This is a genomic window from Neptunicella plasticusilytica (assembly GCF_047922965.1).
GTDB lineage: Bacteria > Pseudomonadota > Gammaproteobacteria > Enterobacterales > Alteromonadaceae > Neptunicella > Neptunicella plasticusilytica.
Window position 1 is genome coordinate 1,946,450 of the sequence record NZ_CP150481.1, and the last position, 13,842, is coordinate 1,960,291.

17 protein-coding genes are annotated in these 13,842 nt (G+C 44.4%); 9 read left to right on the plus strand and 8 right to left on the minus strand.

Translation table 11 applies throughout. From position 1 onward, the window contains the following. Positions 1 to 5 precede the first annotated feature (5 nt). The 3 genes from pheT (at position 6) to V1467_RS08515 (ending at position 3,090) form a co-directional block, all read left to right on the plus strand. Entirely contained in the window at positions 6 to 2,405 is a 2,400-nt protein-coding gene (gene pheT, locus V1467_RS08505) for a phenylalanine--tRNA ligase subunit beta (protein ID WP_416308364.1), read from the plus strand. Between the two features lie 4 nt (positions 2,406 to 2,409). After that, positions 2,410 to 2,700 (plus strand): integration host factor subunit alpha, encoded by a 291-nt coding sequence (ihfA, locus tag V1467_RS08510; protein ID WP_416308365.1) that lies wholly within the window; start codon positions 2,410 to 2,412, stop codon positions 2,698 to 2,700. A 144-nt stretch (positions 2,701 to 2,844) separates the two neighbouring features. After that, positions 2,845 to 3,090 (plus strand): hypothetical protein, encoded by a 246-nt coding sequence (locus V1467_RS08515; protein ID WP_416308366.1) that lies wholly within the window; start codon positions 2,845 to 2,847, stop codon positions 3,088 to 3,090. Between the two features lie 64 nt (positions 3,091 to 3,154). Here the strand turns inward: V1467_RS08515 and V1467_RS08520 are convergent, their stop codons facing one another. After that, on the minus strand, positions 3,155 to 3,550 hold the full coding sequence (locus tag V1467_RS08520) for a hypothetical protein (protein WP_416308367.1): 396 nt from the start codon (positions 3,548 to 3,550) through the stop codon (positions 3,155 to 3,157). Between the two features lie 97 nt (positions 3,551 to 3,647). On the opposite strand from V1467_RS08520, the gene V1467_RS08525 reads away from it, so the two are divergent. Continuing rightward, entirely contained in the window at positions 3,648 to 4,409 is a 762-nt protein-coding gene (locus V1467_RS08525; RefSeq protein WP_416308368.1) for a Nif3-like dinuclear metal center hexameric protein, read from the plus strand. 33 nt (positions 4,410 to 4,442) lie between these two features. Then, positions 4,443 to 5,531 carry an SGNH/GDSL hydrolase family protein gene (locus V1467_RS08530; protein WP_416308369.1) on the plus strand — a complete coding sequence of 363 codons (1,089 nt, stop codon included), beginning with the start codon at positions 4,443 to 4,445 and terminating at the stop codon, positions 5,529 to 5,531. Positions 5,532 to 5,550: 19 nt separating this feature from the next. Here V1467_RS08530 and V1467_RS08535 read toward each other — a convergent pair whose 3' ends face one another. Beyond that, positions 5,551 to 6,309: an ElyC/SanA/YdcF family protein gene (locus V1467_RS08535; protein ID WP_416308370.1), complete on the minus strand. Its 759-nt coding sequence runs from the start codon at positions 6,307 to 6,309 to the stop codon at positions 5,551 to 5,553. Between the two features lie 19 nt (positions 6,310 to 6,328). Between V1467_RS08535 and V1467_RS08540 the strand changes: the two genes are divergently transcribed. After that, on the plus strand, positions 6,329 to 7,087 hold the full coding sequence (locus V1467_RS08540; RefSeq protein ID WP_416308371.1) for a methyltransferase: 759 nt from the start codon (positions 6,329 to 6,331) through the stop codon (positions 7,085 to 7,087). Positions 7,088 to 7,113: 26 nt separating this feature from the next. Here the strand turns inward: V1467_RS08540 and V1467_RS08545 are convergent, their stop codons facing one another. Next, positions 7,114 to 8,109, minus strand: coding sequence for a 2-hydroxyacid dehydrogenase (locus tag V1467_RS08545; RefSeq protein ID WP_416308372.1), 996 nt, complete (start codon positions 8,107 to 8,109; stop codon positions 7,114 to 7,116). A gap of 9 nt (positions 8,110 to 8,118) precedes the next feature. Then, the gene (locus tag V1467_RS08550; RefSeq protein ID WP_416308373.1) at positions 8,119 to 8,604 is read right to left on the minus strand and encodes a glutathione peroxidase; all 486 of its coding nucleotides are present in this window, start codon (positions 8,602 to 8,604) and stop codon (positions 8,119 to 8,121) included. A 209-nt stretch (positions 8,605 to 8,813) separates the two neighbouring features. Here V1467_RS08550 and V1467_RS08555 point away from each other — a divergent pair, with 209 nt between their 5' ends. After that, positions 8,814 to 9,680 (plus strand): NAD(P)-dependent oxidoreductase, encoded by an 867-nt coding sequence (locus V1467_RS08555; RefSeq protein WP_416308374.1) that lies wholly within the window; start codon positions 8,814 to 8,816, stop codon positions 9,678 to 9,680. 64 nt (positions 9,681 to 9,744) lie between these two features. Here V1467_RS08555 and V1467_RS08560 read toward each other — a convergent pair whose 3' ends face one another. Beyond that, complete coding sequence (locus tag V1467_RS08560; protein ID WP_416308375.1) at positions 9,745 to 10,143, minus strand: YchJ family protein; 399 nt, start codon at positions 10,141 to 10,143, stop codon at positions 9,745 to 9,747. 41 nt (positions 10,144 to 10,184) lie between these two features. Continuing rightward, entirely contained in the window at positions 10,185 to 10,565 is a 381-nt protein-coding gene (locus V1467_RS08565; RefSeq protein ID WP_416308376.1) for a hypothetical protein, read from the minus strand. Positions 10,566 to 10,786: 221 nt separating this feature from the next. Here V1467_RS08565 and V1467_RS08570 point away from each other — a divergent pair, with 221 nt between their 5' ends. Then, positions 10,787 to 11,149, plus strand: coding sequence for a hypothetical protein (locus V1467_RS08570; RefSeq protein ID WP_416308377.1), 363 nt, complete (start codon positions 10,787 to 10,789; stop codon positions 11,147 to 11,149). Here the strand turns inward: V1467_RS08570 and V1467_RS08575 are convergent. Both V1467_RS08575 and yfbR read right to left on the minus strand, forming a co-directional pair. After that, complete coding sequence (locus V1467_RS08575; RefSeq protein WP_416308378.1) at positions 11,142 to 12,461, minus strand: anti-phage deoxyguanosine triphosphatase; 1,320 nt, start codon at positions 12,459 to 12,461, stop codon at positions 11,142 to 11,144. The genes V1467_RS08570 and V1467_RS08575 overlap by 8 nt on opposite strands. Further along, positions 12,458 to 13,069: a 5'-deoxynucleotidase gene (yfbR, locus tag V1467_RS08580; protein ID WP_416308379.1), complete on the minus strand. Its 612-nt coding sequence runs from the start codon at positions 13,067 to 13,069 to the stop codon at positions 12,458 to 12,460. The genes V1467_RS08575 and yfbR overlap by 4 nt, the downstream gene beginning before the upstream one ends. 154 nt (positions 13,070 to 13,223) lie before the next feature. On the opposite strand from yfbR, the gene V1467_RS08585 reads away from it, so the two are divergent. Further along, entirely contained in the window at positions 13,224 to 13,751 is a 528-nt protein-coding gene (locus tag V1467_RS08585) for a hypothetical protein (RefSeq protein WP_416308380.1), read from the plus strand. Positions 13,752 to 13,842: the final 91 nt, after the last annotated feature.

Sequence of the window (13,842 nt, forward strand, 5' to 3'; positions counted from 1 at the left end):
TGACAATGAAATTCAGTGAAAAGTGGTTAAGAGAGTGGGTTAATCCTGCAGTATCTTCTGAACAACTTGCCCATCAAATTACCATGGCCGGACTGGAAGTTGACAGTGTCGAACCGGTTGCGGGCGAATTTAGCGGGGTAGTGATCGGTGAAGTGGTTGAATGTGGCCAGCATCCCGATGCGGATAAGTTACGCGTAACTAAAATTGATGTGGGGCAGGATGAACTGCTGGATATCGTATGTGGTGCGCCCAATTGTCGACAAGGCTTAAAAGTCGCAGTTGCTATGGTAGGGGCTGTTTTACCGGGCAACTTCAAGATTAAAAAAGCTAAACTGCGTGGTCAACCTTCTTTTGGCATGTTGTGCTCCAATTCGGAACTACAATTATCTGATGATCACGACGGCATTATTGAATTGCCGCAAGATGCGCCGTTAGGTCAGGATATTCGCGAATATCTGCAACTGGACGATGTCACAATCGAAGTCGATTTGACCCCGAACAGGGCTGATTGTCTGGGTATTCGAGGATTGGCGCGTGAAGTTGGGGTATTGAACCAGGCTCAGGTCACAGAACCAGAGATACAGTCGATAGCGGCCAGTATTGATGATAAGCGTGATATTACCTTGTCTGCACCCGAGGCGTGCCCCCGTTATCTTGGCAGGGTTATTAAAGGGATTAACCTGAACACGGCAACCCCGTTATGGTTAAAGGAAAAATTGCGTCGATGTGGCGTGCGCAGTATTGACCCGGTGGTGGATGTGACCAATTTTGTGTTGCTGGAAATGGGTCACCCTATGCATGCGTTTGACTTGTCTGCAATTGATGGGGGAATTAATGTCCGGTTGGCCAATGATAAAGAGAAACTGGTTTTACTGGATGGTAATGAAGTTGAGCTGAACGCTGATACTTTGGTTATTGCCGATGACAACAAAGCGTTAGCCATGGCAGGCGTATTTGGCGGATTACATTCGGGTGTGACGTCGGAGAGTTCGGATATTTTTCTGGAAAGTGCCTTTTTTGCACCTTTGGCAATTACCGGCCGTGCCCGTCAATATGGTTTGCATACCGATGCATCCCATCGCTACGAGCGCGGGGTTGATCCGCAATTGCAACGTACTGCAATGGAACGCGCTACAGCGTTACTACTGGATATTGTTGGTGGTCAGGCTGGTCCTATTGTTGAAGCAGTGGATGAAAAGCATATTCCACAGACTGCCAGTGTAAAATTGCGTCAATCGCGCTTAACCCGTCTGCTTGGGGTGAAAATCGATGACGGGCAGGTGACCGACATTCTGCAACGCCTAGGGCTGGAAGTGGCGCAAAACCGGATTGATAACGATCTGGAATGGCATGTTAACGTGCCTAGTTATAGATTCGATATCAGCATTGAAGAAGATCTGATTGAAGAAGTCGCACGGGTATACGGTTATAACAATATTGCCGATCAGGCTCCGTTAGCGCATTTACATCTGTCTGGTCGCCGAGAAGCTGAGTTACCGCTGAGCAGTCTGAAGCAGACGCTAGTGAATCGTGGTTATCAGGAAGCTATTACCTATTCGTTTGTTGATCCCGCAGTGCAATCGGCATTGTTCCCGGATCTAGCCGGGCTGGTGTTACCGCATCCTATCGCATCTGATATGTCGGTGATGCGGGTCAGTTTATGGACTGGATTGTTACAAGCCGTTTCATATAACCAAAAACGCCAGCAAGGACGTATTCGCTTGTTCGAGACGGGACTGCGTTTTATTCCTGATCAGGAGGCCGAGAATGGCGTACGTCAGGAATCCATGATTGCCGGTGTTATTGCCGGCAGCCGTTATGGTGAACATTGGGATCTGGCATCCGAGTCGGTTGATTTTTATGATATTAAAGGGGATGTCGAGATGCTGTTGGCCAATACCGCTAATCCCGGTCAGTTCAGCTTTAAAGCGGCCCAACACAGTGCTCTGCATCCTGGACAGACAGCGGCCGTTTATTGTGATGATCAGTTAGTTGGTTATGTTGGTACATTGCATCCGAAATTTGACAAGCAGTTAGGTTTAAACGCCAAAGTACTGGCGTTTGAGCTTTATTTGGACAAAATTTCGCAACGGGTTTTACCGTCGGCAAAAGAAATATCCAAATTTCCGGCAAATAAGCGGGATATTGCCATTGTTGTTGATGAACGAATTGCAATTGGTGAAATTCTGTCTACTATTGAAAAATGTAGCGTAAATCAATTAGTTGGCCTAAACTTGTTCGACGTATATAAAGGTAAGGGTATTGCTGAAAACAAAAAAAGCTTGGCAATCTCTTTAACTTTACAAGATTCGACAAAAACACTTGAAGAGCAAGAAATTCAGGCAATGGTTAATGACATTGTAGCGGTATTATCTGAAAAATTTGATGCATCCTTGAGGGAATGAATATATGGCACTCACCAAAGCAGAAATGGCGGATCATTTATTTGAGAAGTTGGGGATCAACAAGCGTGACGCTAAAGAACTGGTTGAAACTTTTTTTGAAGAAGTCAGGGAAGCGCTCGAAGCAGGGGAACAGGTAAAACTGTCGGGTTTTGGTAATTTTGACTTACGTCAAAAGAATGAACGGCCTGGACGGAATCCTAAAACCGGTGAAGATATTCCCATCCGGGCGAGAAGGGTGGTGACATTCAGACCCGGACAAAAGCTCAAAAGCCGGGTAGAAAACTCCAAGCTATAGAAACAAACTAAAGCACCTGTAAAGGTGCTTTTTTTATCGCCAATCGAGTATTCGTTAAGCTGGATGGGTATTTTCGCTAATACTTACCTAAACAGGTGAAACAGGTTAGATTAGCGCTAATTTACAACGTCTTTTAAGCAGGCGATGCGCCCCAGCAATTTGTCAAACCAGAATGGTTCTGTTTCATCGACATTAGTCGGTAAGAAAGTATTTATTAAAAGAGGAAGCTTCCAGGCTCGTATTGCAACCGTCACCAAGCAGTTAAACAATAATCAATATGAGCTACAGGTCAGTGCGGAATTACAAACACTGGTCTGTGCCCGTAGTGATTTTATCCCAGTAAAACGGCATAAACCCGGCTATACAGTGAAATTAGGTAAAACCGGATAGCATCAACCAAAAAAACCTGTCATTTGACAGGTTTTTTTTATTTGCTGCTAGATCTGGGAATAGATTAACGAGGTGTATCGCAATCGTGATCTTTTGATTTCAGCAAGTTGTTCCAAAATTCTTTTACCGAGAAACCTGCTGACTTTTTGGTTTTCTTGGCTGCAGATTTTTTAGCCGGTTTAGGTGTACTTTCCGCTTTTTTACTGACAGCAGCTTTCTTAGCTTTAGGTGCTGCTTCAGCTTTTTTGGCTGGAGTCGCCTTTTCTGCTTTTGCGGCCGGGGCTTTTTTACTGGCGGCTAATTCATCAGCTTGCTCATCTAATTGCGCAAGGCGGACATTTTTTTCACCGTCGACACTATACCAACCACCTTTGGCTTCGATAACCGGAGCTTTGCCGTTGGCAGCCTTATAGGCTTGGGTAAATTTTTCGATAACTTGATCTTTATCCAGTTTACTCATTGCGGGATAGTTCCGTTTTTCTCTATGATTAAAAAGTGAGGGCATTTTATACCTCTTTTTAATTTAGATGTCTAATTATGGCGACAGGATAAGCGATATGAGTATAAATAATAAGCAACTACTGACAGAGTTGGATAACCTGTTGAAGCCAGATAAGGTTAAAGACTATTGCCCCAATGGGCTGCAAGTAGAAGGAAAATTGCAAATATCCAAATTGGTTACCGGTGTGACGGCCAGTCAGGCGCTGATTGACAAAGCCATTGAATGCCAGGCCGACGCGATTTTTGTTCATCATGGTTATTTCTGGAAAGGAGAGGATGAACGTATCACTGGCATGAAAAAGCGTCGTATACAGGCATTGCTCAATCATGATATCAACCTGTATGCCTACCATCTGCCTTTGGATATACATCCGGAGCTGGGTAATAATGCCCGGCTAGCCAACATTCTTGGCTTAAAAGTGAGTGGGGGTCTGGAAATCAATAACCCTCAAAGTGTGGCGATGCAAGGTTATTTTGAATCGTCGATATCGGTAAAAGAGCTTGAACAGAGGATCGCAACAAAGCTAAAGCGGCAGCCTCTGGTTGAAAAATGTGGTGAAGATTCGATTAAAACTGTGGCATGGTGCACAGGTGGCGGTCAGGGGTATATAGATTTGGCGGCCAGTCAGGGAATTGACGCCTTTATTACTGGCGAAGCATCAGAACAAACCATTCATACTGCCAGGGAAATGGGGATTCACTTTTTTGCTGCAGGTCATCATGCTAGTGAGCGTTATGGCGCCAAAGCTGTTGGGGAGTATTTGGCTGAAAATTTTGGTCTGGACGTGACTTTTATCGATATCGATAATCCGGTGTAATGATTTTTAAATTTTAAATAAGTAGAGAACATAATGCAGTTAAATAAATCAATTGGGTTGTTATTAATTTGTTTAGTATGGGGCAATGCGGCATTTGCCGATAATGTCAGAATCAGTCCAGATAATAATGCTTATATTTATACCGGACGTATCGATTTTTCCGACCCGCGAGCGCCATTATTATCCTGGCCAGGGACAAGTATTAAAGCCAATTTTAGTGGTACGGCCTTGTCCGTGATATTGGATGATGACCAGGGCAAAAACTTCTTTAATGTGATCATCGATGGGGATGATCGCTATCCTTATGTTATTCAGGCTGAAAAAGGTGAGAAAACCTACTGGTTATCAGACAGCCTGGGCGAAGGTAAGCATAGTGTCGAGATCTACAAGCGCACTGAAGGCGAGGAAGGCAATACCGCATTTAAGGGACTTGTTCTAGCCGAAGGACAAAAATTACTGCCGCCACCGATGCAACTGCCACATAAAATTGAAATATACGGTGACTCAATCACTAGTGGTATGGGCAACGAAGGTGCCTACAATGGCGCTGACGACAACCTTTCAGAGAAGAATAATTATCTGGCCTATGGCTCTATTGCAGCTCGCCAGCTTGATGCCGAGTTACATACCATTTCGCAAAGTGGTATCGGTATTATGGTCAGCTGGTTTCCTTTTATTATGCCGCAATTTTATGATCAGCTTAGTGCGGTAGGGAATAATGATTCGCAATGGGATTTCAGCCAATGGACACCTGATGTGGTTTTGATTAACTTATTTCAGAATGATAGCTGGCTGGTTGAACGTGAGGGTAGAATGGCAGTGGTACCTGACGAGCAACAACGGGTCGAGGCCTATATTGATTTTGTCAGATCGATTCGGCAAAAATATCCCGAAGCCGAAATTATTTGTGCATTGGGTAGTATGGATGCAACCAGAAAAGGGTCGGATTGGCCTGATTATCTTCGTCAGGCGGTAGAAACGATGCGTGACAAATTTGATGATCAAAAACTCTCAACCCTGTTTTTCGATTTTAACGGCTATGGGCAACACCCCAGAGTGGCACAGCACCAAGCCAATGCCGATAAGTTAACCCATTTTATTCAACAGAAAATGCATTGGTAAGGTGAACCCATTGACGCAATTATTTACCTCGCAAAAATAACCACATTTGTCCCATTGCTTCATACCAATAGCGTTCGAATTTATAGATATTGGTTGAATGGGGCAGTTCACTCCACCAGCCAGGTTCAACAGCGTCGCTTTGTTTAACAAAATGCTCGGTGGGGGCAGCAATAGGATGCAAGCCCTGTTGTTCAAACAAATGCATCGCCCGTTGCATATGGCTTGCGGAGGTGACCATCGCAAAAGGTTGCTGGCTGAGCATAGGTTTGAGATTGATGACTTCCTGCTCAGTATCTCGAGAGCGTGTTTGCATCAGGATCCGTTCCGGAGCGACGCCCAGACTGATGGCCAAGTTACGCATCTCCTCGGCATTGCTAAAAGGCTCTTCCGAATAACCCGAGGTAATTAATAGACTGCCAGGATTGGCTTGTTGAATGCGCATAGCCTCAATAAGCCGGTACAAAGAACAGGGTTTTAACTGTGAAGTGATGGGTAAACGCCCATCATTAGTGTGGCCACAGCCCATTACTACAATTTTTTTGACTGGCGTGGCTAAATCAAACTGGTGGTATTGTTGCTCCAGCTCACCCAATAGTTGATTGGGTAGCCAGGAAGTGGAAGTCAGTAATAATGTCGCTACGGCGATTGCCTGTAAACTATATGCCCATTTTTGACGTTGCCGATAAATACATATCCAGCTAATCAGTAAAAGTGTCACAATAAGAGGCAGTGGCATCAATAACATTGATGCGATTTTTTTGAGCGTAAATATTTCCATAACAGGCAACTTGTAGCAAATGAAACCCCATCATAAACCAGATCAAAGCTTTGATTCGATAGCAAATAAATTTCAGCGCAATATTTATGGCACCACTAAAGGCCAGTTACGTCATGAACTGCTGCTGCACTATCTGGATCGCTATTTACCGGCCGAATCTGTCAATATACTTGAGGCCGGTGGCGGTAGCGGGGAAATGGCGCTGGCATTGCTGGAACGGGGCCACCGGGTACATGTGAATGATATTTCTGCGGACATGCTGGTACTTGCTCAACAACAATGTTCAGGATATCGCGGTTTCAGTTATCAGCAGGGGGAGATTCAGCAGCTAGATCATCAGCAGTATGATGTGGTGATTTGTCATGCAGTGCTGGAGTGGCTGCAAGAGCCGCTAGCCATTATTAAAAAGCTGAAGTCTTTGGTTAAGCCGGCTGGTATTTTGTCGTTAAGCTTTTTTAATCGGGATGCCCATCTGTTTGGTAATGTGTTGTACGGCAATTTTGATTATATCGACAAGGATTTTGCGGTTGGTAACAGAGTCAGGCTTAATCCGAATAATGCTATCGCACCCAAACAGGTTATTGCTGAATTGGAAAGGTTATCTATGCCGATTGTTCATCAGGCCGGAATTCGCTGTTTCCATGATTATGTGCGCGACAAGGCCATTCAGCAGAGTCATTATCAACAACTCAAAGAGCTGGAACTAAAATGGGGAAAACACGAGCCTTATATGTGGCTAGGTAAATATTTTCATCTGATCGCGCGACAGTCCAGTTAAAATAGACAGCTGCTTTATAACAATTGCTATAAGGTCAAGAAGGTTTCAGGATCACTTTTATCAGCGGCAAATAGTCTCAGATTATTTAAGGTTGTTTGGGCTATTTGTTGCAAGGCTTCATGAGTAAAGAAGCCTTGATGGCCGGTGAGCAGAACATTCGGAAAGCTGAGCAAGCGTTCAAAAGTATCGTCCTGAATCACGGTGTCAGACAAGTCCTCAAAAAACAGTTCCGATTCCATTTCATACACATCCAGCCCTAGATAGCCTATTTGGTGGCTTTTCAAACCGTTAATCACAGCCGGCGTATCAATCAGGCCACCGCGGGAAGTATTAATTAGCATAACCCCGGGTTTCATCTGTTCAATTGAATCAGCATTAATAATATGCTTTGTGGCGGCAGTTAACGGACAATGTAAACTGATAATATCCGCTTGCTGGCATAGCGGTCCAAGTTCCACATACTGCACACCTTTTTCCTGTAGAGCAGGATTAGGCAAGGGATCATGGCAAAGCAACTTGCATCCCATTCCAAGTAAGATATTCGCCACTGCAATGCCAATATTACCTGTACCGATAATCCCCACCGTTTTATTAAACATATTAAAACCCAATAAACCGTTTAGCGAGAAATTGCTTTCCCTGACACGGTTAAAGGCTTTATGGGTTTTGCGGTTTAATGTGAGCATCAGGCTGACAGTATGTTCAGCGACCGATTCGGGGGAATAATGTGGAACACGGGATACCGATATGCCATGGCGCCGTGCGCTAGCCAGATCAATATTATTAAAACCGGCACAGCGCAAGGCAATATGCCTGACTTGGTTAGTTGCGAGAAAATCCAGCACCTGATCGTCAACAACGTCGTTTACAAAAACGCAGATAGCATCGTATCCACCGGCTAACTGGCAAGATCCCGGGCCGAGTCTGGTCTCGGTAAAAGTCAGGCTGAGCTGGCCTGACTGATTATGCTCGGATAGGTATTTGCGATCATATTTTTTGGCGCTGAATATCAATACATTCATTTTTATGTTTCAGCCTAATTGTTTTTTGATGTCCAGCACCAGACTTTCCGGTTTGGCCGTGGGTGCATAGCGTTTGACAACTTCGCCCTGGCGATTAATCAGGAACTTGGTGAAATTCCATTTGATTCGTTGGCTACCGAGTAACCCTTTGGCATGGCTTTTTAAATATTGATAGAGCGGATGAGCGTTGTCACCGTTTACCTCTATTTTTTTGAATAACGGGAACTGGGTGTTGAAATTAAGGCTGCAAAACTGGGCGATTTCTCCATCGTCACCTGGCTCCTGATGACCAAATTGATCGCAGGGAAAAGCCAATACTTCAAGGCCATATTGCTGGTATTGCTGATAGATTTTTTGTAGTCCTTCATACTGTGGGGTAAAACCACATTTACTGGCGGTATTAACAATTAATACCACTTTGTTTTGGTATTCCTGCAATGATTGCTCCGTTCCATCATTTCTGGTTGCCGAAAATTGATAGATATTATCGCTCATTAGTTATCCTTCAAATGGTATGTGGTTTTTCAATAGTGTAACCTTTAACGCCTTGATATGGTTAGAGTGTATTGAACTTTAGTTTCAATGTAACTGGTTGTCGGGATGACTGGATCCCAATGCGAATAATTTAGCTGGTAGTCTTGGATATTGACAGCTAACAACGCGGTTGAGTTTGCAGTTTAACGTCCCCTTTTAAAGAGAAAAATATGTCACAAAAAGTCGCTTTTATCGGATTAGGTGTTATGGGTTACCCCATGGCGGGCCACTTACAACAGCAGGGGTTTGATGTGTGCGTATTTAATCGCACTACCTCTAAAGCCAATAAGTGGTGTGAGCAATATGCAGGAAGAATGGCAAAAAGTCCGGCCGAAGCTGCGACTAATGCCGAAATTGTGTTTCTGTGTGTAGGTAACGATGACGATGTGCGTGAAGTGGTATTAGCCGAGCAGGGGGTGTTGCAAACAATGGCAGCGGGTAGTGTGCTGGTTGATCATAGTACTGTTTCCGCACAAGTCGCTCGTGAGTTATATGCCAGTTGTAAAGGCAAACAAGTGGGTTTTGTTGATGCTCCTGTCTCTGGCGGTCAGGCTGGTGCAGAAAATGGTCAACTCACTGTTATGGCCGGAGGCGATGTGGTGGATTTTGACCGAGTAGAACCTGCTATTCAAAGTTTTGCCCGTTGTTGCAAATTATTAGGTAGCTCCGGCAGTGGGCAGTTGGCAAAAATGATGAACCAGATCTGTATTGCCGGTGTGGTGCAGGGATTGGCTGAAGCCTTACATTTTGGTCAGCAGGCAGGAATGGATTGCGCAGCTGTGATTGAGGTGATCAGTCAAGGTGCGGCACAATCATGGCAGATGCAGAATCGTTATCAAACCATGTTAAAGGGCGAATATGAGCATGGCTTTGCAGTGGACTGGATGCGCAAGGACTTGAATATTGCCTTACAGGAAGCGCGTAATAATGGATCTACATTGCCACTCACGGCACTGGTGGATCAATTCTATGCCGATGTACAGAAAATGGGGGGTAATCGTTGGGATACTTCCAGTTTGCTTACCCGGTTTAAATAACAGCTATTTTTAATCTGTTGAAAACTGAAAACACTTGTTGCTCTATGCGTTATCTATAGTGGCTTTATAACGGACCCGAGTCGGGCAGAATTTCGCCACTAAGATAGCGCCATTGACCGTTTTCAACTACAAAAGCAGATCTCTCATGCAGTTGATAAAGCACACCATCTTGCTGGTATATAGCTCTAAACTCAACTTCACCGCTGTTCATTACTACACGGCTACTTTCGATAGTTAATTGCAACCATTGCGTGCCTAACGCGTGTTGGCGTATCTCCTCAACATCGGGAATATCTGCATGTTGTTGACTATAAGTTTGGTGAATATAGCCAAACTCGCCGGTGGCATAGGCTGCATAGCGCGATCGCATAAGCTGCTCCGGAGTCTGCGCCTGCTTTTGGCCTTTAATCAGCTTGTCACAACACTGTTGATAAGAAGTGTTGCTACCACAATAACAATTCAAATCATTATTCCACTATTGCTCTACTGTCTTTTTACCGGCAACTACCAAGGACCCTGTACCAGATTATCGGTGGTGTGCAGGTTAAGGTTAACTACTGTCACCTTATATTGATTACATAACAGTTTTAATCTTTTTTTCGACATTTCATCCAGTTTTAATTCTTCTACCACAATGGCATTGGCCTGACCCGCCTGAATAATTTTTTCCAGCCAGCTAAATAGCTTCATTGGTTGTGGTTTATTCAGTTTTATACAGTATTCCGGGCAATCACGAATGGCTAATCGCTCACTCAATACATAGAGCCATTTACGATGCTGGAGATTGCTCTGTATCAGATGATCAAGCCTTTGCTGCTGATTGATATGCATATTGATTAAACCTGATTCATCACTACGGGTATTGTTAAATTTTAAAGTTGCCATATATCACCTGTTTGTTTGTACAGTATTTTATATACAGTAGTACTGTATAAATAAACATGCAAGTGTTTTTTGTCTACTTTTTATCGAATTATCGGGATTATTGTCAAAAGGTCAGGGTTGATTAATTAAGTTATTAATAATATTGAAAAAAAAATATTATTGCCCTTATATTGAACAGCGTATCGGCAGTATTTGATTGGGATATAAAACAAGGACGTAACATGAATTTTTTGCAACAACGCCCCAGATTAAAAAAAGTGTTAATGCTATTGGTATTACTGGCGGCAGCCCCTTTTGCTCTGGAATTACTGATTTTTATTGAGTTTGGTGGGATTGAAGCTGCGTTTGGCTGCTTGTTGATTATGCTTAAGCCTTTTCAACATTGGATCAGCCCGAAAGTTCAGGACGTCAGGGAAGTCTTTAGCCAAGTGATGTTATCCCTTCAGCAGCACCGGCTCTCTCAACCAAGCGTTTATTTTGGTCATGTTGCCGCAACCACCATAATGTTGTTGCTAAGCAGCTCCATTCTGGTATCTGCCTGTTTATGGATACCTGTGTTAGCGATTAATGGTCAGATTATATAAAAGCGCCACCTATATCGGGTACAAACAAGTTACGATGGATGCGCGCAGCGTAGCCATCTGTCATACCGGAAATATAATCACAGATGACCCGATGTCCCTTATTTTTCTCCGAGGCTGTCAACCAGCGTTCGCTGGTGTTTTCCGGTAACAGTCGCTGGGGATCAGAACTGAAAGCTTCAAATAGCTCCATAATGACTTGTTGACCTTTATATTCAAGCCGCTGAATATCGGCTTTTCTAATAACATGTTTAAACACAAAATCTTTAAATGCGCTTAATGCTTGATGATGGCAGTCATCCAGTGCGGCATTGTATTTTAGTAATGGCAGCTGGAAGTCGTCATGGGTGGCTTGGATGCTGATTGAGGTGATGAGTTTATTAACTAGCGCACCAATGGCATCTTTACGTTGATAATGATGATGGCTAAACAGTTTGTCAGTTAATTCGCTGATGTTCTGGGTAAACCAGCCGTCGCCCAGATCGGCAAGTTTATCGGCGACGCCAGTGACAAAATCGTCACGTTTAACAATCCCCATGGTAATGGCATCTTCGAGATCATGGATACCATAAGCTATATCGTCGGCCAGTTCCATAATAGAACAATCAAAGGATTTGAAGCGGGTTTTCCGCTTTCCGGCAGGATTGTTTTGCAGACTGCAAAATAGCTCACGATCCTGCTTATCGAGCGGAGCCAGCAACCAGTCCAGAATATCCTGATCGTCGTCATACAACCCTTTGGGTGGATGCCATTGCGACGCTTTGAGCTGGCGAAAACTGGCCGGTTCTCCCGACTGATTCTGGTAACCCAGATGACTCATTGTACTGGGATATTTCACCAACCCCAACACGGTCCGCCGTGACAAGTTCATACCATGCGCCAATGTATAAGGTTCAAGTTTGGAGATAATTCTGAATGTTTGGCCATTGCCTTCAAAGCCGCCGTGCTCACGCATCATGTAATGCAGCGCGATTTCTCCACCATGTCCGAAGGCGGGATGACCGATATCATGTGCCAGACAAATGGTTTCGATAAGATTGTTATCCAGTTCGAGCTTGTGGGTTAGTTCGGGATGTTTTTGTTGTAACTGGGCGACAATTCCCTGGCCAATCTGGGCGGCTTCCAATGAATGGGTCAGGCGGGTACGGTGGAAGTCGTTAAGTCCGACGCCCAATACCTGCGTCTTGGACTGCAAGCGACGAAAGGCGGCGGAATGTAATACTCGGGCTTTATCACGCTGGTAGGGAGAACGATGGTCATTTTCACGGTTTGGGTTATTTTCAAAGCAGCGCTCAGTCCATACCGGTGACATCATTGTAATTCCTCCTGAGTTATTTCATCCAGGCTGAGCGAAAAGCTCGGCATATACATCTGCATAAAGTAATTGACTTCATCAGACTCGTAAGCCTGGATGATTTTATCCAAACGTTTTTTGGCCAAATCAAACTCCTGATTACCGGCGGCCAATTCTTCCAGGGTTTTGAGATAAGCACAGATGACATCGGCAGCTTTGACCAGAAAACATTCGTCTTCACTGTGATGCTGCGCATCGATCAGCTCGGCATAATCTTGTCTGAAATCTTCCGGTGCCATCTCGATCAGTTTCTGTTCCGCCAGTTTCTCAATTTTTTTATATTCCTGCTGGATAGCCGGGTTGGAATATTTGACCGGGGTAGGGAGGTCACCGGTCAGCACTTCGGATACATCATGAAACAGGGCAATAGTGGCTACCTTGTAAGGATCTACCTGTCCGTCAAAATAACGGTTTTTAATCAGGCCCAAAGCATGGGCAACCATGGCGACCTGCAAGCTGTGTTCCTGGACATTTTCAGTGTTGACATTACGCATAAGTGGCCAGCGATTAATCAGTTTCATTCGGGCAAGATGGGCAAAAAAGTGGCTTCCGGAAGTATTGTTGGGCATTTTTAGGTCTAATTGTTGAAATTAGCTACAGGTTAATACAGTCAGCCTTGACTGTTAAGTCACAACTTGTCTATGTCACAACAATTTACATTGTTTAACTTGTCACAGCAGTGGACCTTGTTAAAACTGAAACAAAATATTGAACGAGAACATTATGCCAATACCCTTGCTGTGGTTGGGGGCCGGGCTGGGCAGTCTGGCTTTGGGCCACCATATACATAAAGAGCAACAGCGCAGCCGGTATACCGTTGGTTATTTCCCGGGGGAAGATCACCTTATGGTGACACCGCGAAATGGTTCGGTGGTCTGTTGTGGTATTTATGGTGTCTTTGAGCATTCAGGAATTTGGTTTGATGATCAGATTATTGAACTTAAGGGCAACGGTTTGATTAGAGCTATTTCACCTGCGCGCTTTTTAGCCAATCGCAGTGGTGAACGCATTTTTGTCGCCTGCGACGCACAAAAACAACCCCTGCTTGAGCGGCAATGTGCCAATCGCGCGGTTGCGCGGATTTTCAACTACGACCGTTATGATTTATTCCAGAACAATTGTCATCGTTTTACCTGGCAGTGTGTCAGCGGGCAATCGACAAAAGTGACCCAGTTTTCGGATTTAAATGACAAATTATCCGAGCTGTTCTCGACGCCAGTACATTGGCAACCGGCAGAAGTGAATTTTTAATAGTTCCTGGAAGTATCAAGCTATCCTTTAAGACCATTTACGCATATACATGCCAATAATCCGCTTTGCGGCATAAGCTTATACTGGTAAC